The organism is Stenotrophomonas sp. YJH_SMC_119 (assembly GCF_059368315.1).
This window is the reverse complement of record NZ_JCAFRP010000008.1, coordinates 60,313-81,072: the sequence shown is the minus strand read 5'-3', so window position 1 is coordinate 81,072 and position 20,760 is coordinate 60,313. Positions and strand designations below refer to the sequence as shown.

22 protein-coding genes are annotated in these 20,760 nt (G+C 68.0%); 6 read left to right on the top strand and 16 right to left on the bottom strand.

All coding sequences use genetic code 11. The features are described 5' to 3' along the window. The first annotated feature begins 15 nt into the window (after window positions 1–15). The 3 genes from lgt to AC5P6S_RS13675 are packed head-to-tail and all read left to right on the top strand — an operon-like array spanning window position 16 to window position 2,191. Window positions 16–903 (top strand): prolipoprotein diacylglyceryl transferase, encoded by an 888-nt coding sequence (gene lgt / locus AC5P6S_RS13685; RefSeq protein WP_012479192.1) that lies wholly within the window; start codon window positions 16–18, stop codon window positions 901–903. Continuing rightward, window positions 900–1,694 carry a thymidylate synthase gene (locus AC5P6S_RS13680; RefSeq protein WP_057498746.1) on the top strand — a complete coding sequence of 265 codons (795 nt, stop codon included), beginning with the start codon at window positions 900–902 and terminating at the stop codon, window positions 1,692–1,694. Before lgt ends, AC5P6S_RS13680 begins: the two co-directional genes overlap by 4 nt. A 5-nt stretch (window positions 1,695–1,699) precedes the next feature. Continuing rightward, a complete protein-coding gene (locus tag AC5P6S_RS13675; protein ID WP_414498528.1) occupies window positions 1,700–2,191 on the top strand; it encodes a dihydrofolate reductase in 492 nt (163 codons plus the stop codon). 125 nt (window positions 2,192–2,316) lie between these two features. Here AC5P6S_RS13675 and AC5P6S_RS13670 read toward each other — a convergent pair whose 3' ends face one another. The 10 genes from AC5P6S_RS13670 to AC5P6S_RS13625 form a co-directional block, all read right to left on the bottom strand. Beyond that, a complete protein-coding gene (locus AC5P6S_RS13670; RefSeq protein WP_062607764.1) occupies window positions 2,317–2,979 on the bottom strand; it encodes a DUF1287 domain-containing protein in 663 nt (220 codons plus the stop codon). Next, complete coding sequence (locus AC5P6S_RS13665) at window positions 2,976–4,001, bottom strand: symmetrical bis(5'-nucleosyl)-tetraphosphatase (protein ID WP_005412296.1); 1,026 nt, start codon at window positions 3,999–4,001, stop codon at window positions 2,976–2,978. Before AC5P6S_RS13665 ends, AC5P6S_RS13670 begins: the two co-directional genes overlap by 4 nt. Before the next feature lie 15 nt (window positions 4,002–4,016). After that, window positions 4,017–4,400, bottom strand: a complete 384-nt coding sequence (gene apaG / locus AC5P6S_RS13660; protein ID WP_005412297.1) for a Co2+/Mg2+ efflux facilitator ApaG/CorD — start codon at window positions 4,398–4,400, stop codon at window positions 4,017–4,019. A 13-nt stretch (window positions 4,401–4,413) separates the two neighbouring features. Beyond that, entirely contained in the window at window positions 4,414–5,217 is an 804-nt protein-coding gene (gene rsmA, locus AC5P6S_RS13655; protein ID WP_005408139.1) for a 16S rRNA (adenine(1518)-N(6)/adenine(1519)-N(6))-dimethyltransferase RsmA, read from the bottom strand. Next, complete coding sequence (gene pdxA, locus AC5P6S_RS13650; protein ID WP_099498191.1) at window positions 5,214–6,194, bottom strand: 4-hydroxythreonine-4-phosphate dehydrogenase PdxA; 981 nt, start codon at window positions 6,192–6,194, stop codon at window positions 5,214–5,216. Before pdxA ends, rsmA begins: the two co-directional genes overlap by 4 nt. 3 nt (window positions 6,195–6,197) lie before the next feature. Next, the gene (locus AC5P6S_RS13645; RefSeq protein ID WP_005408141.1) at window positions 6,198–7,541 is read right to left on the bottom strand and encodes a peptidylprolyl isomerase; all 1,344 of its coding nucleotides are present in this window, start codon (window positions 7,539–7,541) and stop codon (window positions 6,198–6,200) included. Beyond that, on the bottom strand, window positions 7,538–10,039 hold the full coding sequence (gene lptD, locus AC5P6S_RS13640) for an LPS-assembly protein LptD (RefSeq protein WP_080334831.1): 2,502 nt from the start codon (window positions 10,037–10,039) through the stop codon (window positions 7,538–7,540). The genes AC5P6S_RS13645 and lptD overlap by 4 nt, the downstream gene beginning before the upstream one ends. A gap of 89 nt (window positions 10,040–10,128) precedes the next feature. Beyond that, window positions 10,129–11,067 carry a histone deacetylase family protein gene (locus tag AC5P6S_RS13635; protein WP_138969801.1) on the bottom strand — a complete coding sequence of 313 codons (939 nt, stop codon included), beginning with the start codon at window positions 11,065–11,067 and terminating at the stop codon, window positions 10,129–10,131. 9 nt (window positions 11,068–11,076) lie between these two features. Further along, complete coding sequence (locus AC5P6S_RS13630) at window positions 11,077–11,631, bottom strand: cob(I)yrinic acid a,c-diamide adenosyltransferase (RefSeq protein WP_005408144.1); 555 nt, start codon at window positions 11,629–11,631, stop codon at window positions 11,077–11,079. 8 nt (window positions 11,632–11,639) lie between these two features. After that, the gene (locus tag AC5P6S_RS13625; protein ID WP_005408145.1) at window positions 11,640–12,224 is read right to left on the bottom strand and encodes a hypothetical protein; all 585 of its coding nucleotides are present in this window, start codon (window positions 12,222–12,224) and stop codon (window positions 11,640–11,642) included. Window positions 12,225–12,330: 106 nt separating this feature from the next. On the opposite strand from AC5P6S_RS13625, the gene ubiH reads away from it, so the two are divergent. Both ubiH and AC5P6S_RS13615 read left to right on the top strand, forming a co-directional pair. Continuing rightward, window positions 12,331–13,539: a 2-octaprenyl-6-methoxyphenyl hydroxylase gene (ubiH, locus tag AC5P6S_RS13620; protein ID WP_242874992.1), complete on the top strand. Its 1,209-nt coding sequence runs from the start codon at window positions 12,331–12,333 to the stop codon at window positions 13,537–13,539. Continuing rightward, the gene (locus tag AC5P6S_RS13615) at window positions 13,536–14,717 is read left to right on the top strand and encodes a UbiH/UbiF family hydroxylase (RefSeq protein ID WP_049419202.1); all 1,182 of its coding nucleotides are present in this window, start codon (window positions 13,536–13,538) and stop codon (window positions 14,715–14,717) included. The genes ubiH and AC5P6S_RS13615 overlap by 4 nt, the downstream gene beginning before the upstream one ends. A 142-nt stretch (window positions 14,718–14,859) precedes the next feature. On the opposite strand, the gene AC5P6S_RS13610 is transcribed toward AC5P6S_RS13615, so the two are convergent. The 6 genes from AC5P6S_RS13610 to AC5P6S_RS13585 all read right to left on the bottom strand — a co-directional run bounded on the left by AC5P6S_RS13610 (window position 14,860) and on the right by AC5P6S_RS13585 (window position 20,235). Continuing rightward, window positions 14,860–15,255, bottom strand: a complete 396-nt coding sequence (locus AC5P6S_RS13610; protein WP_495204638.1) for an EF-hand domain-containing protein — start codon at window positions 15,253–15,255, stop codon at window positions 14,860–14,862. Window positions 15,256–15,306: 51 nt separating this feature from the next. Continuing rightward, window positions 15,307–16,374: a 23S rRNA (cytidine(2498)-2'-O)-methyltransferase RlmM gene (gene rlmM, locus AC5P6S_RS13605; protein ID WP_049418717.1), complete on the bottom strand. Its 1,068-nt coding sequence runs from the start codon at window positions 16,372–16,374 to the stop codon at window positions 15,307–15,309. After that, window positions 16,358–16,918, bottom strand: coding sequence for a nucleoside deaminase (locus AC5P6S_RS13600; protein ID WP_004154307.1), 561 nt, complete (start codon window positions 16,916–16,918; stop codon window positions 16,358–16,360). Before AC5P6S_RS13600 ends, rlmM begins: the two co-directional genes overlap by 17 nt. Before the next feature lie 97 nt (window positions 16,919–17,015). Then, window positions 17,016–17,738: a DUF6348 family protein gene (locus AC5P6S_RS13595; protein WP_033834175.1), complete on the bottom strand. Its 723-nt coding sequence runs from the start codon at window positions 17,736–17,738 to the stop codon at window positions 17,016–17,018. A gap of 51 nt (window positions 17,739–17,789) precedes the next feature. Beyond that, window positions 17,790–18,443 (bottom strand): membrane protein, encoded by a 654-nt coding sequence (locus tag AC5P6S_RS13590; protein ID WP_012479203.1) that lies wholly within the window; start codon window positions 18,441–18,443, stop codon window positions 17,790–17,792. A 43-nt stretch (window positions 18,444–18,486) separates the two neighbouring features. Then, window positions 18,487–20,235 carry a glutamine--tRNA ligase/YqeY domain fusion protein gene (locus AC5P6S_RS13585; RefSeq protein WP_060380611.1) on the bottom strand — a complete coding sequence of 583 codons (1,749 nt, stop codon included), beginning with the start codon at window positions 20,233–20,235 and terminating at the stop codon, window positions 18,487–18,489. A gap of 259 nt (window positions 20,236–20,494) precedes the next feature. Between AC5P6S_RS13585 and AC5P6S_RS13580 the strand changes: the two genes are divergently transcribed. Next, window positions 20,495–20,758 carry a putative signal transducing protein gene (locus AC5P6S_RS13580; RefSeq protein ID WP_005408153.1) on the top strand — a complete coding sequence of 88 codons (264 nt, stop codon included), beginning with the start codon at window positions 20,495–20,497 and terminating at the stop codon, window positions 20,756–20,758. Window positions 20,759–20,760 lie beyond the last annotated feature (2 nt).

Sequence of the window (20,760 nt, the reverse complement as noted above, 5' to 3'; positions counted from 1 at the left end):
CGCAAGGCACCTTCCATGATCTATTTCCACGACATCGACCCCATCGCCCTCTCGCTGGGGCCGATCAAGGTGCATTGGTACGGCATCATGTACCTGCTGGGCTTCACCGCCGCCTGGCTGCTGGGACGCAAGCGCATCGCCGCCGGCCGCCTGCCGGGCGTCGACGCCAATGGTTTCTCCGACCTGCTGTTCTACGCCATGCTCGGCGTGGTGCTGGGCGGGCGCATCGGCTACATGCTGTTCTACGCGCTGGGCGATTTCCTGCACAACCCGCTGCTGCTGTTCAAGGTGTGGGATGGCGGCATGAGTTTCCACGGCGGCCTGCTGGGGGTGCTGGGCGCTTGCTGGTGGTGGTCGCGCAAGCACAAGCTGCATTTCTTCGACACCATGGATTTCATGGCGCCGCTGGTGCCGCTGGGCCTGGGCTTCGGCCGCATCGGCAACTTCATCGGCGCCGAGCTGTGGGGCAAGTACACCGACGGCACGTGGGGCGTGGTGTTCCCGTCCGGCCTGCCGGCGCCGCTGAACCAGCTGGACCACGCGACCCTGCAGGCGCAGTTCGCCACCGGCGCGCTGAACCAGTTCGCGCGCCATCCGTCGCAGCTGTATGAAGCCTTCCTGGAAGGCCTGGTGATGTTCGTGGTGCTGTGGGCCGTGTCAGCCAAGCCGCGCCATCGCTATCTGGTCGGCGGCCTGTTCGCGCTGATGTACGGACTGTTCCGCTTCGCGGTGGAGTTCGTGCGCATGCCCGACAACGGCGTCTACGTGGCCTTCGACTGGCTGACCCGTGGCCAGATCCTCAGCCTGCCGCTGATTGCCTTCGGCCTGGTGCTGCTGGTGATGTCGCGCCGTGCGCCGGTACTGCAGCCGCAGCTGCCGGTGACTGCCGGGGGCAAGGCATGAAGGCTTACCTGGACCTGCTCTCGCATGTGCTCGAGCACGGCGCCGAGAAGAGCGACCGCACCGGCACCGGCACCCGCAGCGTGTTTGGCTGGCAGATGCGTTTCAACCTGGCCGAAGGCTTCCCGCTGGTCACCACCAAGAAACTGCACCTGCGCTCGATCATCCATGAGCTGCTGTGGTTCCTGAAGGGCGACACCAACATCGGCTACCTGAAGGACAACCAGGTACGGATCTGGGACGAGTGGGCCGACGAGAACGGCGATCTCGGCCCGGTGTACGGCAAGCAGTGGCGCAGCTGGGCCACCGCCGATGGCCGTGAGATCGATCAGATGCAGTGGCTGGTCGACGAGATCAAGCGCAACCCCGATTCGCGGCGGCTGGTGGTCAGCGCCTGGAACGTGGGCGAGCTTTCGCAGATGGCGCTGATGCCGTGCCACAACCTGTTCCAGTTCTACGTGGTGGACGGCAAGCTCAGCTGCCAGCTGTACCAGCGCAGCGGCGACATCTTCCTCGGCGTGCCGTTCAACATCGCCAGCTACGCGCTGCTGACCCACATGGTGGCGCAGGCCACCGGCCTGGGCGTGGGCGATTTCGTGCATACGCTGGGCGACGCGCACCTGTATTCGAACCACTTCGAGCAGGCGCGCGAGCAGCTGTCGCGTGAACCGCGCGCGCTGCCCAAGCTGTGGTTGAACCCGGAGGTGACCGATCTGTTCGGCTTCCAGTTCGACGACATCCGCATCGACGGCTACGATCCGCACCCGGCCATCAAGGCGCCGGTGGCGGTATGAGCGCGATGAAGCTGTCGATGATCGTGGCGCTGGATCGCAACCGTGGCATCGGTCAGGGCAATGCCATGCCCTGGCACCTGCCGGATGATTTCAAGCACTTCAAGGCGCTCACCCTGGGCAAGCCGATCCTGATGGGCCGCAAGACGGCCGAATCGATCGGCCGCGTGCTGCCGGGACGGACCAACCTGGTGCTGACCCGCAGCGGCCAGGTGCCGTTCGAGGACATGCGCGCGGTGGCGTCGCTGGACGAGGCGAAGGCGATTGCCGAAGGCGAGGGCGCCAGCGAGCTGTGCATCATCGGCGGCGGCGAGATCTTCCACCAGCTGCTGGACCAGGCCAGTGACCTGTACCTGACCTGGGTGGATGCCGAAATCCCCGCTGATACCCATTTCCCCGAAGTCGACATGCAGGACTGGCGGGAAGTGAGCAGCGAGCCGCACCCGGCCGACGAACGCCATGCCTACGCGTTCCGCTTCGCGCACTACGTGCGCCGCTGATCGCGCAAATACCAACGAAAACACCGACGGGGATGTCGACGGGGTAGAGTCGACTGTTAGTCGACTGCTCTCGGCGGTCACCCGAAAAACCCGCGCTGCGCGTGATAGTCGACTGACAGTCGACTCTACCTGGGCTGTCGCTGCGGCATCCGGTAATGCCCGATGATGGCGTGCTGGAACAACAGGTTCTCTTCGCGCGTGCCGCGCGCGATGTTGTGCAGCACCAGCGGCGTGCCATTGGCCAGCCGCCGGTCGGAGACGATGCCCACGTGCAGCAGGCCGTTGCCGTTGAGCTTCCAGGCGACGATGTCGCCGGCCGCATAGTCGGTGGCGGCGGCCGTGATCGGTTGCTGCCAGCCCTGCCGTTCGAACCAGCGCATCAGGTTCGGCACACGGCGATGATCGATGTTGCGGTCCGGCCGTGACAGGCCCCAGATCGCGGGATAGGCACTGAAATTGCCGCGCATGTCTTCATGCACGCGCGCCTGCAGGTCCAGGCCCTGGCTGCGCAGGGCACGCACCACCACGTCGGTGCACACGCCGCGATCAACCGGAACGTCGCCGCCGGGATAGGCCAGCACCTGATAGGTAGGGTCGTAGCGGGTGGTGACGCCGACCTGTGCGCGCGCCGCTGCCACCAGCGGCGGCGAAGGCGCCTGCGGCTGCGATGGCGTGAGGCCGGCGTTTCCGCCGTCGGCGGGGGCCGGGGCCGAAGGGGGCTGGCAGCCGCTGGCCAGGGCCACCGTCAGCAGCAGCACCGTCCATGGTGCCCCACCGCGCCGCGTCATGCCTGCGGCGGGGGACTGTTGCTGCCGGGGCCCGCAGAGCCACCACCCGCGCCGCCGCCACGGCGACGACGACGGCGTGGGCCGCGGTTGCCCGGGGTGGCGGCCGGGGTGTTGCCGCCGCCCTGTTCCTTGCCCTGCGCCGATGCCGCCGGACGCTCGTGCGCCGGTCGCGCTGGCGGGCGTGCGTTGGGCACGGGTGCGGGGACATCGCGGCCCGGCACCTGCACCACGCGCAGTTCATCGGTATCGAGCTGGATCGCGGTCAGCTTGCCGCCCCAGACTGCGCCGGTGTCGATGGCATGCACGCCCTGGGTGATGGTCAGGCCCAGCGCCGACCAGTGGCCGCAGACGATCTTCAGGTCGCGCTCGACCCGGCCCGGCACTTCGAACCAGGGGTACAGTCCCTGTTCCTGCGTGCCCGGCGTGCCCTTGTCCTCGATGCCGATGCGCCCGCGCGGGGTGCAGTAGCGCATGCGGGTGAGCACATTGATGATCGCGCGTGAACGGTCGTAGCCGGACAGGTTCGGTGCCCAGCTCGGCTTGTCGCCGTACATGTTGCGGAACAGCTTGCGGTAGCCGGCACCGTGCAGTTGCGCCTCGACCTCGGCGGCATGCTTTTCGGCCATCTGCGTGGTCCACTTCGGCGCCAGGCCGGCGTGCACCATCATCCAGCCCAGTTCGCGGTCCACGTGCACCAGCTTCTGCAGGCGGAGCCAGTCCAGCAGTTCGTCGCGGTCCTCGGCCTGCACGATGCGCAGCAGGTCCGGGTTGACCTTGCGCTGTTCCTCTTCGGTGCGTGCACCGACGGCCAGCAGCGAAAGGTCATGGTTGCCCAGCACCACCACGCTGTGCTCGCGCAGCGAATGCACCAGCCGCAGCGTTTCCAGCGACTGGCCACCGCGGTTGACCAGGTCGCCGCAGAACCACAGGGTGTCCTGCGCCGGGTCGAAGCGGATCTTCTCCAGCAGCCGCTGGGTGACGTCATAGCAGCCCTGCAGGTCGCCGATCGCCCACACACTCATCGTCCGGCCTCCGTGTCAGTGCAGGGTACGCGGGATGGCCAGCACGAAAGGTGCGACCGGCGCGGCAAATTCGGTGCCGTCGTCGGCGACCATGTCGTAGTGGCCCTGCATGGTCCCGTGATCGGTCCCCAGCATGACACCGGACGTGTAATGGAAGTCTTCACCGGGACGCAGGCGTGGCTGCTCGCCGATCACCCCGTCGCCATCGACATGCTCGACGCGGCCGTTGGCATCGGTGATGCGCCAGTGGCGTGCGACCAGGCGCGCGGCAACACGCCCCTGGTTGTGGATGCGGATCGTGTAGGCGAACGCATAGCGTCCGTCTTCCGGCGCGGATTGATCGTCGAGGAAGCGCGGTGCGACTTCGACGGAGATGGCGTAAACGTCAGCGTCTTCCATACCGGCAGTGTAATCAGGAGGCATTGGCCAAAGCGATGAATTCGGCCACGTCCAGCTGTTCGGCGCGGGCATCGGGACGCACGCCGGCGGCAACGAACTGTTCGGCGGACACCACGTTGTTCAGGGCGTTGCGCAGGGTCTTGCGGCGCTGCCCGAAGGCGGCCTTGACCACCTCGGCGAAACGCTTGTGGTCGTTGATGTTGATCGTGGCCGGGTCACGCGGCACCAGCCGCACCACGGCCGAATCGACTTTCGGCGGCGGCCGGAACGCGCCCGGCGGCACCACGAACAGCGAGGTCACCTGGCAGTAGGCCTGCAGCATCACGCTGAGCCGGCCGTACACCTTGCTGCCGGGGCCGGCGGCCATGCGGTCGACCACTTCCTTCTGCAGCATGAAATGCATGTCGCGGATCACCGCGGCATGTTCCAGTGCATGGAACAGGATCGGCGAGGAGATGTTGTAGGGCAGGTTGCCGACCAGGCGGATCGGCTGGCCGGCGGCCAGCTCGGTGAAGTCCACGCGCAGCACGTCGCGGTGGACGATGGTCAGCTCGCCCAGCGGCTCGGCGGCGGCGGTCAGCGGCGCGATCAGGTCACGGTCGAACTCGATCACCGTCAGTTTCGGATGCACGCGCAGCAGCGGCAGCGTGATCGCGCCCTGGCCGGGACCGATCTCGACCAGGCGGTCACCGTCTTTCGGGTTGACCGCCATCACGATCTTGTCGATGTAGTGGCGGTCGGCCAGGAAATGCTGGCCAAGCTGCTTCTTGGCCGGGGCGGTGAACACCGGGCCGGAGGGGGAATGCGGGGAATTCATGCGCTCAGTGTACGTTGCCGCGCAAGCTGCGCACACAACGTCGTTGCCGCCTGCAGGCTGGAAGGATCGGCAACGCCACGGCCGGCAAGGTCCAGCGCGGTGCCGTGGTCCACTGCAACGCGTGGGTAGGGCAGGCCCAGGGTCAGGTTCACCGCCTGCTCGAAGCCCGAGTACTTCAGCACCGGCAGGCCCTGGTCGTGGTACATCGCCAGCACGGTGTCGAAGCCGGCCAGCTTGGCCGGCAGGAAGGCGGTATCGGCTGGCAGCGGCCCGATCAGGTCCATGCCCTCCGCGCGCAGGCGCTGCAGCAGCGGAATGATCCGGTCCAGTTCCTCGCGGCCCAGATGGCCGTCTTCGCCGGCGTGCGGGTTCAGGCCGAGCACGGCGATGCGTGGCGCGGGCAGGCCGAACTCGCGGCGCAGCGCGGCGTGCACGGTGCGAAGGGTGTGTTCCAGGCTGGGCGCGGTAATCGCGTCGGCCACCTCGCGCAGTGGCAGGTGGGTGGTGGCCAGGGCCACGCGCACGATGTGGTTGGCCAGCATCATCACCACCTTCACCCCAGCCTGGTCGGCCAGCAGTTCGGTGGTGCCGCTGTAGGCGATGCCGCCTTCGTTGATGACGGCCTTGTGCACCGGGCCGGTCACCACGCCGTGCAGTTCGCCTGACAGGCAGGCCTGGCCGGCACCGAGCAGGGCGCCGATGACCGCGCCGGCATTGGCCGGATCGGCCTGGCCGAAACGGCTCGGGGTGGCATTGGCAACCACGCGCAGGCGCAGGTCGCCGGGGACGCGCGCTTCGGCACCCTCGGGCAACAGTTGCAGCGGCAGGTTCAGCGCGGCCGCGGCCGCGCGCAGGGTGTCCGGGTCGGCGAAGGCCAGCAGCCGGCAATCTTCACGCGGCTGCTGGACGAGGCGGACGCACAGCTCCGGGCCGATCCCGGCGGGCTCGCCCGGTACCAGAGCGAGCTCGGGGCGCATCGATCAGGACTGCGGCGGCGTGGCGGTGTTTTCCGCGCGGTCGCCACTGCGGAAGCTGACGTAGGCTTCGCCGCGCAGTTCCTGCAGGAAGCGGTTGTACTCGTCTTCCAGCTTGCGGCGGCCAATGGTCTCGCGGACCTGGGCACGCTGGTTGTCGTTGGTCACGTCGGTCTGGCGAGTGGCCACGCGCTGCAGGATGTGCCAACCGGCATCGGTGCGGAACGGCTGGCTGACGCCGCCGTCCTGGATGGCGGCCACCTGCTGGCCAAAGGCCGGACCGAACGCATCGGCCGGGAACCAGCCCAGATCGCCGCCCTGGCCCTTGCTGTTGTTGTCCTCGGAGGACTCCTTGGCCACGGTTTCGAAGTCCGCGCCACCGGCAATGCGGGCACGCAGGGTATCGATCTTGGCTTTGGCGGCCGCGTCGGTCTGATGATCGTCCACGCGCACCAGGATGTGGCGACCGTGGTACTCGGTGACGGTGCTGGCGCCAGCGGTGGCGCTGGCATCACGCACTTCCACCAGCTTCAACAGCTGGAAGCCGCTGGGGCCGCGGATCGGGCCGACCACTTCGCCGGGCTTCATCTTTTCCATCATCTGCGCGAAGGCCTGCGGGATTTCATCCAGGCTGCGCCAGCCCAGGTCGCCGCCTTCCAGCGCATTGGGGCTGTCGGAATAGCGCACGGCCGCCGCGTTGAAGTCCAGCTCGCCCTTGTCCAGCAGGGCCTTGACGCCATCGGCCTTCTTCTGGCCGGTGGCGATCTGGTCGGCGTTGGCGCCGTCCGGCAACGCGACCAGGATGTGCGCCAGGTGGTACTGGTTGCCTACCGTGGCCTGCTGCTTCAGCGCGGCATCGACTTCACCCTCGCTGACGCTGATGCGGCTCTGCGCGAAGCTCTGGCGCAGGCGCTGCACGGTGATCTCATCACGCACCGATGCGCGGAAATCGTTGAAATCGATGCCGTCGTGGGCCAGGCGCTGGCGCAGGGCGTCCAGGTTCGAACCGTTCTGCTGGGCGATGGAGTTCATCGCCTGGTTCAGCTCCTGGTCGCTGACACGGATGCCGCTGCCCTGGGCGCGGGCCACCTGCAGCTTGACCAGCACCAGGCGCTCGAGCACCTGGCGGCTGAGCACGTCTTCCGGCGGCAGCTGGTTCTCCCGTCCGGCGTACTGCGCCTTGATGTTGGCGATCGCACGCTGGAGCTCGCTCTGCAGGATCACGTCCTCATCGACGACGGCGGCGATGCGGTCGAGCGGCTGCGCCTCCTGGGCAAGCACCTGCAGGGGGGCGGACACGCTGGACACCGCCAGCAGCGAGGCGAGTAGAACGGGGAAGCGCTTGGTCATGGGATCAGATTCGGATCGTAGTCATCGCGGGTCGCCCCGGTGTTGCTGGGCGGCACGAGATAGAGGTCGTCGCGGTTGTAGCCGAGGATAGCACGGCGCAGAGTGCGGTCCGTGTCCTGGCCGATGGAGCTCAGGCCCTTCAGGACGAACTCCACCTGGATGGAGTTGTTCATCTCGCCTTCGCGATTGCGGACATAGCGGCGGCCGACCACACGCACGGCCAGGCAGCAGCTGTCCCACTGGACACCGCCGATGATTTCCAGCGGCTCCTTGTCCTGCAGCGAGTAGTAATAGCGGCCGACCAGGCTCCAACGCGCATTCAGCGGGTACAGGAACGACAGGTCGGCCTGCTCCAGCAGGGTGCGGTCATGCTTGTTGGCACCGGGCAGAGCACCGGCATTGATGCGGTAGCGGTAGCTCAGGTTGACCACGCCGTCGTTGGGCATCAGGTAGCGGGCACGGACGCTGGCCAGATCCTCGCGCTTGTACTTCGGGTCCCACTGGTAGGTGGCGCCCAGGGTCCAGCGGTCGTTGATCATGTAGTTGCCGTCGGCGATCCAGGCTGACTTGCCCTTTTCCACCGGGGCGCCGCCGGGGGTGGTGGTCACCCGCGACTCATCGAAGTACTGGATCTGGCCGATCGAGGCCGAGAAACGTTCCTTGCCGGTGGTCTGGTCGATGAACCGGGTGCTCACCGCCAGGGTCAGCTGGTTGGCGTCGTTCTGGCGGTCGGCGCCGGTGTAGCGCGAGTCGCGGAACAGCTGGCCCCAGCTGAAGGTGAAGTCACGGGTGTCGAAGATCGGCAGCTCGTCCTGGTTGCGGTACGGCGTGCGCAGGTAGAACAGGCGCGGTTCCAGGGTCTGCAGGAACGACTTGCCGCGGATGCTGGTTTCGCGATCGAAGAACAGGCCGGCGTCGATGCTGCCGATCGGCAGGCTGCGGCTGGGCGAGGTATTGCCGCGCAGCTGCTCGGGCGTGGCCGTGTTCGGGTCGATGCCCTGCGAACGCAGGATCTGGGCCTGGATGCCTCTCACACCATCCACCAGACCTCGGTCCAGCTGATAGGCGGTGTAGCGGTAGGCCAGGGTCGGGGTCACGTACCAGGCCGCGCCGCTGATCGGGAACGACACATACGGCTTCACGTCCAATCGCGAACCACCGCTGACACCGACGCCGTCGGTCCACTGCACTCCGTTGCGGGTGTACTGCAGATCCTTACCGGTGCCGACGGCGTTTTTGAAGTTGATGTCGTCGTGGGTGAAGCGCACCGCTTCGGCGTAGATGCCGGCTTCCAGCCAGGGCCGGACCGGCTTGTCCCAGTTGAAGTACAGGCGCGGCTGGCGGTTGTAGGGCAGGGCGCGCTCGTCGAGCGTGTAGTCGGTCAGCTGCCAGCGGTCGGCCATGATGCCGGCCGTCCAGTTCGTGCCGGTGCCATACAGGCCCACCGTGCTCTGCAGGTTGGAGGCGGTCACCCCCACCAGGCGGTTGGCGAAATCCTCGACATAGCGCTCGTCGCTGACCCAGGCCAGGTTGGCGCGGGCCTGCCAGTGGCTGTCCACGTTGTGGTAGCCGGTGAACATCACCCGGCCGCGGTCACGGTCACGCAGGCGGTCGTTGGGCATGAACGAGGTCAACACCTCGCCGCGGCCGCCGTTGTAGAGGTAGCGGAACTCGTTGTCGAGCAGCAGGCCGCGCCGGCTCATGTAGCGCGGGGTCAGCGTGTCGTCGTAGTTCGGCGCCAGGTTGAAGTAGATCGGCTGGGCGTAGTCGAAGCCGTTGCGCCCGGACATGCCCAGCTGCGGGAACAGCAGGCCGGTCTTGCGGCGGTCATCGATCGGGAACTTGAAGTACGGCGCCCACAGCACCGGCACCTTGCCGATGCGCAGCACGGCGTTGCGCGCGGTGCCGAAGCCCTCGTCGTTGTCCACTTCGATCTGCGGCGCCGACAGCTTCCACACCGGCTGCGAGGGGTCGCAGGTGGTGTAGGTGGAGCGGTGCATCTGGCCGACCGCACCCTGCAGGTCGACCGACTCGGCATCGCCGTTGCCCCGGCGCGACACCAGCTGGTACTTGATGTCGGAGATCTTGTGGGTATCGCTTTCCTGGTTGCCTTCGGCACGCTTGGCGACCATCCGGATCGACCCGTCCTGGTAGCGGACATTGCCGTCGGCGATGTAGTTGCCGGTCTCGGTGTCGAAGCTGAGCTTGTCGGTACCGACGAACTGGTCACCCCGGCGCAGCGCCACGTTGCCCTCGTACTGCGGCACGGTGGTGGTGCCCAGCAGCTGGTCACCCTCGATGTCGGTCGGCTGCTGCTCGCGGGCGGCCGCGGCGGCAGCCTTGTCCTGGGCCGGAACCGGGGTGGGGGCGTCAGTGAACGCGGGAATGACGTCGGTGGCCGGGCACAGGCCCCAGTTGAGCGGCTTTTCATCGGCCATCGCCGGCAGGCTGATGGCGATGCTCAGAGGCAGGGGAAGCAGGCGGAGGGCTCGGCGCACGCGGTTCGGATTCGGGCGAAAACGGACGGTAGCTTGCCCCATCCCTTGCATAGGGGCAATGAAGGACGCCGGAGCCTGCCGGTTCGGGTTCATCCGGCGGAGGTGCCCACGGACGGCGTGAGCAGGGTCTGGACATGGGCCACGCTGCACTCGGCCAGGGCCTGCAGGTCGTAGCCACCCTCCAGCATCGAGACCATCCGGCCGGCCGCGTGACGGCGTGCCAGCGCGTGCAGTTCACCGGTGATCCAGGCGAAATCGTCGGTCTCCAGCATCAGGTCCGCCTGCGGATCACGCAGGTGGGCGTCGAAGCCGGCCGAGATCAGCAGCAGCTGCGGGCGGAAGTCGTCGATGGCCGGCAGCATCTCGTCGGCCCAGACATTGCGGAAGCGGAAGCCACCGCTGCCCGGCGGCAGCAGGATGTTCATCAGGTTGCCGGCACCGCGGTCACGGCGCAGGCCGGAATTGGGGAACAGCCCGGCCTGGTGGGTGCTGTAGTACGAGACCCGGGCGTCGTGCTGGAAGATGTCCTGGGTGCCGTTGCCGTGGTGGACGTCGAAGTCGACCACCGCGATCCGTTCCAGGCCGTGGCGGTCGCGGGCATAGGCGGCGGCGATGGCGATGTTGTTGAGCAGGCAGAAGCCCATCGCCGTGCTGCTGGTGGCGTGGTGGCCCGGCGGGCGTACCGCGCAGAAGGCCAGCGGGTCGTCGCCCAGCATCACCGCATCGACCGCGGCCACGCCGGCACCGGCGGCGTGCACGGCGGCGCTGGCCGAGCCGGGTGAGGTCCAGGTGTCCATGTCCAGCTGGCGCAGCGGTGCGGTCTGCGGTTGCAGCACGAAGTCGAGCAGGGCGCTGTCGTGGACCCGGGTCAGTTCACCGAACTTGGCCGGTGGCGCTTCGCGCCACTCCAGCTGGCCGGGGAACGCGGTGTGCAGCGCGTCCAGCACATGCTGCAGGCGTTGCGGGCACTCCGGGTGGCCGGGGCCGGGGTCGTGCAGCAGGCAGGACGGATGGGTGTAGACCAGCATCGTGCAGGCTCAGCGCTGGCGCTGCTGTGGTTGCCACAGCGCTTCGCCCTGGCCGTCGGCACGGGCCAGCACCCGGGCCAGCACGAACAACAGGTCCGACAACCGGTTCAGGTACTGCAACGCCTCGCTGCGCACGGCCTCGTGGCGGGCCAGGGTGACCGTTTCGCGCTCGGCGCGGCGGACGATGGTGCGGGCCAGATGGCAGCGCGCGGCGGCTTCGCCGCCGGCCGGCAGGATGAATTCCTTCAGCATCGGCAGGTCGGCGTTGTAATGGTCCAGCTGCTGTTCCAGGGCCGAGACATCGGCGGCGTGGATCGCGGCGTGGCCGGGGATGCACAGTTCGGCGCCCAGGTCGAACAACTGGTGCTGCAGATGCACCACCAGCGCGCGCACATCCTCGGGCAGGGGCACGGCCAGCAGCAGGCCGAGCGCGGCATTGGCCTCGTCGACGGTGCCGTAGGACGCCACCCGGGCGTCATCCTTGGGCACACGCTGGCCGTCACCGAGGCCGGTACTGCCGTCGTCGCCGGTGCGGGTGTAGATGCGCGAGAGGCGATGACCCATGTCGCGGCTCAGTGGCGGATGTCGCGGCGGGCCTGCTGGAGCTTCAACACCTGCTCCACGGCCAGCTGCAGGGCGGCGGCCAGCGCCACGTAGATCGCCGTGGTGCGCAGGTAGGGGCCGAACCACTGAGCGTAGTTCTGTGCCCAGCCGGCCAGGGTCGGCTCGGCCACGTTGCTGCTGGTCCAGTAGAAGCCGCCCTGCGCCAGCAGGTGACAGACCGCCACCGAGGCGACCAGCAGCAGCGCGCCCTTGGCCAGTACCGGCCAGCGCGCGCTCTGGTAGTTGCGGCCCAGCAGCATGCCGCCGGCCCACAGCGAGAAATAGGCCGGCAGCAGCAGCCAGTAGCCCGGCGACACGCAGTAGTGCTGCCAGAAGTCCAGGCCGCTGCTGCGGATCACGATCCAGTCCACCAGCACCGCGAACACCATCAGCAGCGGGAACGCCCAGCGCGTCCAGCGGGCCAGGTAGAAGCCACCGATGAAGAACACCGCCCATGAGGCATCGGGGATCGCCGCGAAGTGATTGACACGGGTCGCTGCCAGCACCAGAACGAGCACGGACAGGACGAAGGCGCGGTTGGCAGTGTCGGACATGGTGGCGGGCCCGGAGCGGATTCAGGTTTCATTCTAGCCCGCCGCGCGGGTTGGCGCAGGACCGGCCGTTCGGCGTACAGATGGGGCGAGCGCGTATCATGAACGCATGAGTGAACGACATGACGTGCTGATTGTCGGTGGTGGCCTGGTCGGCGCCAGCCTGGCCATTGCCCTGGACCGCCTCGGCCGCGACGTGGGCCTGCTCGAGGCCAGCCCGGCCGGCGAGCTGCCGGCGGTGTTCGACCAGCGCAATCTCAGTTTCGCCGCTGCCACCGTCAATGCGCTGACCGCGCTGGGGGTGACGCAGAAGCTGGCGATGGCACCGGGCCCGATCCGGCGCATCCACGTCAGCCGTGCCGGCGATTTCGGCCGCGTGCAGCTGGAAGCGGCCGATTACGACCGGCCTTGGTTCGGCCAGGTGGTGGTCGCCCGCGACTTCGGCCAGGCGCTGGAAGCGCGGCTTCAGGAGCTGCCGCGGCTGCGCCGTTACCGGCCGATGCGGTTCCTGGGCCTGGGTGAAGTGGTCGACGGCTACCGCCAGGTGCGGGTCGCCGATGAGGCCGGCGAGCGCATATTGCTGGCACGGCTGGTGGTGGGTGCCGACGGTACGACCAGTGGCGTGCGTGGTGCACTGGGCATCGAGGTCGACCGCCATGATTTCCAGCAGACCCTGTTCGTGGCCCGTGTACGCAGCCAGCGCGCGCCGGATGGCACCGCGTGGGAGCGTTTCACCGATACCGGCCCGACGGCCCTGCTGCCGCGCGGCGATCGTCACTTCGGCACCGTGCATGGTGTTGCGCGCGACCAGGCCGATGCGGTGATGGCGCTGGACGATGCCGCCTGGCTGCAACGCCTGCAGAACGCGATCGGCTGGCGTGCCGGCCGCCTGCTCGAGTCCGGCCCGCGCAGCGCCTACCCGCTCATCCAGGTGCTGGCGCGCGCGCTGGCCGGTGAGCGCACGGTGCTGCTGGGCAATGCCGCGCAGACCATTCATCCGCTGGGTGCACAGGGCTTCAACCTGGGCCTGCGCGATGCGCTGACCCTGGCCGAGCTGCTGGAGGATGCGCATGAAGATGCCGGCAGTGATGCACTGCTGCAGGCCTATGTCGCGCGCCGCGAGGAAGATCGCCGGCAGACGGTGGCGTTCTCCGGCGGCCTGGCGCGCCTGACCAGCAACTCGGCGCCGCTGATGCGGCCGCTGCGCAGCCTCGGCCTGGTGGCCGCGCAACGCGCATCGGTGCAGTCGATGCTGGTCGGTGGCGCGATGGGCTTCCGCGGCGAAGTGCCGCGCCTGTGCCGCGGAGAAGCCGCATGAGCCGGCGCATGCGCCTTGATGTGGCCATCGTCGGTGGTGGCGTGGTCGGTGCCGCGTGCGCGCTGGCGCTGGCCGATGCCGGCCTGTCGGTTGCGCTGGTGGAAGGTCGTGAGCCCGCGCCGTGGCAGGCCGCACAGCCTGACCTCCGCGTGTTCGCCTTCGCTGCTGACAACGTACAACTGTTGAGCCGCCTGGGCGTGTGGCCGGCGATCGCGCAGGCCCGCGCCTGGCCCTACCGGCGCATGCAGGTGTGGGATGCGGCCGGTGGCGAAGATCTGCTGTTCGATGCCGATCGCTTCGGCCGTCGTGAACTGGGCTACATCGTCGAGAACGGCCTGCTGCAGGATCGGCTGTGGGCGGCGTTGCCGGCGGCGGGCGTGCAGCTGCACTGCCCGGCGCGGGTGGAAGCGCTGGAGCAGGACGACGACGGCGTGCGCCTGCGCCTGGATGACGGTCGTCGCTTGGAAGCGGCGTTGGCGGTAGCCGCCGACGGCGCCGAATCGACCCTGCGCCAACTGGCCGGGATCGAGGTTGAAAAGCATGACTACCACCAGCGTGGCGTGGTGGCCTACGTGGACAGCGATCTTCCCAACCAGGCCACCGCCTGGCAGCGTTTCCTGCCGAGCGGGCCGCTGGCGCTGCTGCCGGTGGCCGAGCGCCGCAGCTCGATCGTATGGACCCTGCCCGAGGACGAGGCGGCGCGCGTGCTGGCGCTGGACGAAGACAGCTTCAACCGCGAACTGACCCGCGCCTTCGCGGCGCGGTTGGGTGAGCTGCGGCTGGCATCACCGCGCGCAGCCTTCCCGCTGCGCCGCCAGCTGGCACGTCACTACGTGGCCGGCCGTGTGCTGGCATTGGGTGATGCCGCGCACGTGGTGCATCCGCTGGCCGGGCAGGGCGTGAACCTGGGCCTGCGCGATGTGGCCGCCCTGCAGCAGTGGCTGGCGCCGTCGGCCGAGCGCCGTGGCCAGCCGCGGCTGTCGCCGCAGCGTCTGCAGCGCTGGGCACGCGAACGGCGCAGCGACAACCACATCGCCGCCTGCAGCTTCGATGCGATCAACCGCCTGTTCTCCAACGACGAAATGCACCTGACCCTGGCCCGCGGCCGCGCGCTGGGCTGCGTCGGCAAATGGCCGCCGCTGGTGCAGGCATTCTGGAAGCGCGCCGCCGGGGTGTAGCAGAATGCAAACCGCTCTGGTGGGTGCCCGACGTCAGTAGATCCACGCCATGCGTGGATGAAGATCGCGCTGGATCAAAAAGGGGACGGAGGGGATTAAGTCGTTTGTGCCACAAACGACTTAATCCCCTCCGTCCCCTTTTTCAGTCGACCAGCCAGCCGGCCAGGTCGGCACGATCCAGCTTGCCGCGACGCTTCACGTCCAACGCATTGAACTCATCGGCCAGCGCCGGATTCGCCTGCGCTTCCTCGCGGCTGATGAGACCATCGCCGTTCACATCCAGCGCAGCGAAGTGGATGCGGTACTGGCCAACCACGCTGCTCGGTTCCAGCGAACGCACGGTCACCTGCGCCTCGCCGGCCGGCTGCGGAATCTCGACGCTGCCGCTGACCCGGCCCGCATCCAGCGGTTGCTGGCGGATCGCGCCGCCGGTGGGGCCCAGCGGCTGGCTTTGTGCCGGGGTGTGCGGCAATTGCTGGGCCACCGCTGGTGCGGCGGCCAGCAGGGTGATCAGCAGCGGAATCGTTCGATGTCGCATGGATGCTCCTCCCTCTGCAGCGCCGGGGTATGCCCGGCGGACGTGATGGCCTCAGCGCAGTGGCGACGCCAGTACGGTGATCTCCTCACGGTCGTGATAGAGCTGCTTGGCACGCACCACCAGCGGCTTGCCGGCCTGGTCCTGGAACAGGTCCAGGCACAGGCGGGTTTCGTCCCAGCGCTTCTTCATCGGCAGCTTCAGGTTGAAGATCGCGTGCCGGCACCAGCCTTCGCGGAACCAGGTGGCCATGCGTTCGGCCACGCGGCGCGGCTGCTCGACCATGTCGCAGACCATCCAGTCCAGCGGCTGTTCCGGATGCCAGTGGAAGCCATCGGCGCGCAGGTGCTCGACCAGGCCGGTGTCCAGCACGTGCTGGCGCAGCGGGCCGTTGTCGATGCTCAACACGTGCATGTGCTGGCGGGTCAGCACCCAGGTCCAGCCGCCGGGGGCGGCACCCAGGTCGGCCGCACGCATGCCGGGCTTGGCCAGTGCTTCGCGTTCTTCCGGCGTCAGCAGGGTCAGCAGTGCTTCGTCCAGCTTCAGCGCCGAACGCGAGGGTGCTTCGGGCAGCAGCTTCAGGCGCGGGATGCCCAGTGCCCACGGCGCGCTGTCGGCCGGGTCGGCCACGCAGACGAAGGCGTGGGTGCCGTCGACGAACACCACGTGCAGGCGCGGCAGGCGGTTGTTCAGCTTGTCAGTCAGCTTGCCGGCCTTGCGCAGCGCCGGGCGCAGTGCGTTGCCGAAGGCGCGGGCCAACCCGGACAGCGGCTTGCCGGCGTCCGAGTCCGGGTGTTCCACCCACAGGTCGCCGAAGCGCGGCGCATCGGCCAGCACGTCGAGCATCGGGGTAATACGGTCGGCCGGGTCCAGCTGCGGCAGCTCGGCCAGCACCACCAGCTTCTGCCGCGCGAAGATCAGCTCGCGCCAGCGCAGGCGCGGCGCCAGCGCGGCGGCTTCGTCGCACATGAAAAGCACGTAACCGTCATTGCGCTGGGTACGTGCATAACCTGCGAAACCGGCTTCGCCGGCGCGGAACTGCAGCTCGCCGGCCAGCTCGGGCTCGAAGCCCTGCCGGCACAGGCAGAGCAGGCCGATCCCGGTGTCAGTAACGGGCGCCATCGCTTTCCCCATAGGCGCGCAGCACGCTGCGCGCGGCGTCGCGGTTCAGGCCCTGCACCACTTCGATGCCACGCTTGTTGAGCTCGCCGACCCAGTCGGCCGGCAGCGGGCCTTCATCGAACGGGGTCAGTTCCTCGACGTCGGCCGAGTTGGCACCGATCAGCAGGCGGTCGATGCCCGCCCACACGGTAGCGCCATAGCACTGGCAGCACGGCTGCGAACTGGTGGCCAGGGTGACCGGCGACAGCACTGCGTTCAGGCGCGGGGTCTGCAGGCGCTGCTGGGCCAGCATGTAGGCCATGTTCTCGGCGTGCGCCAGCGAGGTCGCGTGCGGCATCACCCGGTTCACGCCGGCGGCGATGACCTTGTCGTCCGGTCCGAACACCACGGCACCGAACGGACCGCCACTGGCGTGCTCGACGTTCAGCCGCGACAGCTCGATCGCCAGCGCGACCTTGGCCTCATCGCCCGGATATCGACGATCCAGGTCGATCTGGTCGTGGATCCAGGCGGGAAGGGTCAGGTGGACTTGCGCGTACAGCATCGCGGGGGTGCCTCGTGTGGGATGGGAAAAAGTGCGGTTGCTTGGGGAACCGGCGCGCAGTGTAGCCGCACGGGCCTGTATCGGGTGTGGGCGTGGGTCAGCCTGGCGAGCCGGTGCGGATCACCACGTACTGCTTGCGGAACTCCAGCCCGGCCTGCGGCCAGCTGGCCGCGTAGGCGCGCAGCAGGGGCAGGGCGGCGGCGAAGTCGTGGCCGTTGACCCGGCAATCGGCCTCGCACAGGCCGTCGGCATCGCGCGAGGCGAACAGGCGGATGGCGAGGAATTGGCGGGCTTTCAGCAGCTCGTCGAAGGCCTCCATGCTGCGGGTGAACAGGCAGCAAGGGCAGGATCCATGATCGTCTTCGCTGCAGGTGGAGGCATCCACTTCCTGTGCACGGTAGTGCGCCAACGGCCCCAGCACTACAGTGCGCTCGTGTTCCTCGCCATTGTCACCGGCCGGATAGGTCAGGCCCATCATCGGCAGGCCCTGTGCGTCTTGGGCGCCGATCGCGGTCTGCAGGGTCACCAGGTCCACCCGGGCCCAGGCCTGGAAGCCGGACAACAGCGATGCCTGCTCATCGGCACCATTTGCGTGCTGGTACTCGAACAGGCCATCGGCGAACAACTGCGGATGCTGGCTTTCGATGACGGTGGAGGTCTGCCAACCACCGTTGTCGCGCGCGTGTGCGGCCATTGCATGCGGGGTCAGGCGCAGGCCGCTGTCCAGCAGCAGCGCGTTGCCGTCGACGTGGCTGGCGACGCCCGCGTCCTGAAGGACCTGCTGCAGCAGCGGGAGGAGAGCGGCGGAGGTCGTGGTCATGTCAGGCCTGTGGGGTGGATGGGGTGGAACATCCAGGCAGGGCCTGGGCATCTAGCGGTCGAGCGCGTCGAGTTCGGCGCGATATCGCTGCGCGTCGGATTGCTGCTGCGGATCGTTGCCGTGGTCGCGCAGCCAGCTTTCCAGCTCGCGGCGATAGTCCGCGCGGAAATCGGCATTGCCCGGGCTGAAATGCAGCTTGCGTGCCGCCACCTCCACCCGCTCGCGCGCGCTGGCCCGGGCCTGGGCGACGCCGTGCGGGGATTCATTGGTGAGGATGACGAAGTTGCGTGGGAAGCCCGGCGTGTACTTGACCACGAACGGCTGGTCGCGCGCCGGGATACGGATGGCGTTTTCCAGCGGCCACAGCGAAGCGGTGTTGGTGTGGAACACCACGTCCACGTCGCGGCCCTCGGCGGTACGCAGCACCCCTTCGTAGCGCCAGATGTACTGCTCGTTGAGCGTGGAGCTGGTTCGCTCGGCCTTGACGATCACCGCTTCACCACGCTCGCCCACCACGTTGAGGAAGGTGGCGTTGAGGAAGTGGCCGAGGAACATGTTGAGCATCGCCAGCGGGAACACCACGATGGCGTAGCCCGGAAAGCGCCGCCACCACGAGACCAGCCCGGCCAGCACCATCGCTGCAAAGAACGTCAGCAGCGGATGCTGCGAGATGAACCAGAACAGGACGGAGAGGGCGGTGATCATTGTCGATGGTGTGCGGGCGCCGTGCTGGCGCCCGCGCAGGTCCTCAGGCCGACCAGGTATCGCGCAGGGTCACGCTGCGGTTGAACACCGGCTTGGCTTCGGTGTGGTCGCGGCGGTCGGCGACGAAGTAGCCGGTACGTTCGAACTGGAACGACTGCTCCGGCGCGGCGCTGGCCGCGGCCGGCTCGACATAGCCGGTGACGGTGCGGCGCGATTCCGGATTGAGGTAATCGCGGTAGGTCTTGCCTTCCGATTCATCATCCGGGTTCGGCACCGAGAACAGGCGGTCGTACAGGCGGATCTCGGCCGGCACGCCATGCACGGCGCTGACCCAGTGGATGGTGCCCTTGACCTTGCGGTTGGCGCCTTCCATGCCCGGACGCGATTCCGGATCCAGCCAGCCGCGCAGCTCGGTGATGGTGCCGTCGGCATCCTTGATCACTTCGTCGCAGCGGATGATGCCGGCGCCGCGCAGGCGCACTTCGCCACCCGGCACCAGGCGCTTCCAGCCCTTCGGCGGCACTTCGGCGAAGTCCTCGCGGTCGATCCACACTTCGCGTGCGAACGGCACTTCGCGGCTGCCGAAGCTCTCGTCCTTCGGGTGGTTGCTGAAGGTCAGCTGTTCTTCATGGCCTTCCGGCAGGTTGGTCAGCACCAGCTTGACCGGATCGATCACTGCCATGCGGCGCGGCGCTGCACTGTCCAGGTCTTCGCGCAACGCGCCTTCCAGCACGCTGAAGTCGATCAGCGAGTTCTGCTTGCTGATGCCCACGCGCTCGGCGAACAGGCGCATCGCGGCCGGGGTGTAGCCACGGCGACGCAGGCCCTGCAGGGTCGGCATGCGCGGGTCTTCCCAGCCGTCCACCAGCTGCTCGGTGACCAGCGCCATCAGCTTGCGCTTGCTCATCACCGTGTAGTTGATGTTCAGGCGCGAGAACTCGATCTGGCGCGGCTTGGCGGCTTCGCGCGGCAGGCCGGCATCGACCAGCGGCTGGGTCAGCGCATCGTCATGGGCGAAATCGACGTTGTCCACGCACCAGTCGTACAGCGGGCGGTGGTCTTCGAACTCCAGCGTGCACAGCGAGTGGGTGATGCCCTCGATCGAATCACCCAGCGCGTGGGCGAAGTCGTACATCGGGTAGATCGGCCACGCGTTGCCGGTGTTCTGGTGCTCGACGTGCTTGATGCGGTACAGCGCCGGATCGCGCAGGTTGATGTTGCCGCTGGCCATGTCGATCTTCGCGCGCAGGGTGCGCGCGCCATCCGGGAACTCACCGGCACGCATGCGGCGGAACAGATCGAGGTTTTCCTCGACGCTGCGGTCGCGCCACGGCGACGGGCGGCCCGGCTCGGTCAGGGTGCCGCGGTAGGCGCGCACTTCCTCGGCCGACAGGTCGCAGACATAGGCCTTGCCCTTTTCGATCAGCTTCTCGGCGGCCAGGTAGTAGGCCTGGAAGTAGTCCGAAGCATGGCGCAGCTCGTTCCACTCGAAGCCCAGCCAGCGCACGTCGTCCTGGATCGCGGCCACGTATTCCGGGTCTTCCTTGGCCGGGTTGGTGTCGTCGAAGCGCAGGTTGCAGACGCCGCTGAATTCGCCGGCGATGCCGAAGTTCAGGCAGATCGACTTGGCATGGCCGATGTGCAGGTAGCCGTTCGGCTCCGGCGGGAAGCGGGTCTTGATCGCCTGGTGCTTTCCGCTGGCCAGGTCCTCGCGCACGATCTGGCGGATGAAATCGCGCTTCTCGTGGCTGTCGGCGGGGGTCTCGGGGCTGGCGGGGGTGTGCTCGGACATGAGTCTGGGGCGAAAAAGGGCAGAAAGACCAACAGTCTAGCGCGTACGGGGCAGGGCTGCCCGGTGGGGTGTGGGGATGCCGGCCCGCGGCCGGCACTACCCAACTGCACGGCGGTCCACCTTCCGCCGGCCCGCTGCCGGCGCTACCGGAAGGTGGGTGGGTAGTGCCGGCCGCTGGCCGGCAGAACGGTCATGCGCCGTCACCACCACCATTCAGCCCCCGGGCGTATGCTGGAACCCTGTCCCACGGAGCCGCCGCATGCACATCGTGTACAAGGCCGACAACCTGTTCGACGCCCACCTGGTCAAGCACGCGCTGGAAGATGCCGGCATCCCGGCCTTCGTGTTTGGCGAGCAGCTGCTGGGCGGCATGGGCGAGCTGCCGCTGTTCGGTGTGCTGCGGGTGGGAATCCCCGATGCGGCACGCCCGCAGGCCGAGGACATCGTGGCGGCGCTGGACTTGGGCCACGCGCCGGACGCCCCCATTTCAGATGCAGACGACATAGCCGGACTTCCGGCGTAGGA

Excerpts from the sequence above, each read along its gene's own strand:
- AC5P6S_RS13625 (WP_005408145.1), bottom strand. The coding sequence starts at position 12,224 with ATGTCCGACACTGCCAACCGCGCCTTCGTCCTGTCCGTGCTCGTTCTG.
- rlmM (WP_049418717.1), bottom strand. The coding sequence starts at position 16,374 with ATGGCGCCCGTTACTGACACCGGGATCGGCCTGCTCTGCCTGTGCCGG.
- AC5P6S_RS13600 (WP_004154307.1), bottom strand. The coding sequence starts at position 16,918 with ATGCTGTACGCGCAAGTCCACCTGACCCTTCCCGCCTGGATCCACGAC.
- AC5P6S_RS13665 (WP_005412296.1), bottom strand. The coding sequence starts at position 4,001 with ATGAGTGTGTGGGCGATCGGCGACCTGCAGGGCTGCTATGACGTCACC.
- AC5P6S_RS13615 (WP_049419202.1), top strand. The coding sequence starts at position 13,536 with ATGAGCCGGCGCATGCGCCTTGATGTGGCCATCGTCGGTGGTGGCGTG.
- AC5P6S_RS13590 (WP_012479203.1), bottom strand. The coding sequence starts at position 18,443 with ATGATCACCGCCCTCTCCGTCCTGTTCTGGTTCATCTCGCAGCATCCG.
- ubiH (WP_242874992.1), top strand. The coding sequence starts at position 12,331 with ATGAGTGAACGACATGACGTGCTGATTGTCGGTGGTGGCCTGGTCGGC.
- lgt (WP_012479192.1), top strand. The coding sequence starts at position 16 with ATGATCTATTTCCACGACATCGACCCCATCGCCCTCTCGCTGGGGCCG.
- AC5P6S_RS13585 (WP_060380611.1), bottom strand. The coding sequence starts at position 20,235 with ATGTCCGAGCACACCCCCGCCAGCCCCGAGACCCCCGCCGACAGCCAC.
- AC5P6S_RS13670 (WP_062607764.1), bottom strand. The coding sequence starts at position 2,979 with ATGACGCGGCGCGGTGGGGCACCATGGACGGTGCTGCTGCTGACGGTG.
- AC5P6S_RS13635 (WP_138969801.1), bottom strand. The coding sequence starts at position 11,067 with ATGCTGGTCTACACCCATCCGTCCTGCCTGCTGCACGACCCCGGCCCC.
- AC5P6S_RS13610 (WP_495204638.1), bottom strand. The coding sequence starts at position 15,255 with ATGCGACATCGAACGATTCCGCTGCTGATCACCCTGCTGGCCGCCGCA.
- pdxA (WP_099498191.1), bottom strand. The coding sequence starts at position 6,194 with ATGCGCCCCGAGCTCGCTCTGGTACCGGGCGAGCCCGCCGGGATCGGC.
- rsmA (WP_005408139.1), bottom strand. The coding sequence starts at position 5,217 with ATGAATTCCCCGCATTCCCCCTCCGGCCCGGTGTTCACCGCCCCGGCC.
- AC5P6S_RS13680 (WP_057498746.1), top strand. The coding sequence starts at position 900 with ATGAAGGCTTACCTGGACCTGCTCTCGCATGTGCTCGAGCACGGCGCC.
- AC5P6S_RS13595 (WP_033834175.1), bottom strand. The coding sequence starts at position 17,738 with ATGACCACGACCTCCGCCGCTCTCCTCCCGCTGCTGCAGCAGGTCCTT.
- AC5P6S_RS13630 (WP_005408144.1), bottom strand. The coding sequence starts at position 11,631 with ATGGGTCATCGCCTCTCGCGCATCTACACCCGCACCGGCGACGACGGC.
- apaG (WP_005412297.1), bottom strand. The coding sequence starts at position 4,400 with ATGGAAGACGCTGACGTTTACGCCATCTCCGTCGAAGTCGCACCGCGC.
- AC5P6S_RS13675 (WP_414498528.1), top strand. The coding sequence starts at position 1,700 with ATGAAGCTGTCGATGATCGTGGCGCTGGATCGCAACCGTGGCATCGGT.
- AC5P6S_RS13645 (WP_005408141.1), bottom strand. The coding sequence starts at position 7,541 with ATGACCAAGCGCTTCCCCGTTCTACTCGCCTCGCTGCTGGCGGTGTCC.
- AC5P6S_RS13580 (WP_005408153.1), top strand. The coding sequence starts at position 20,495 with ATGCACATCGTGTACAAGGCCGACAACCTGTTCGACGCCCACCTGGTC.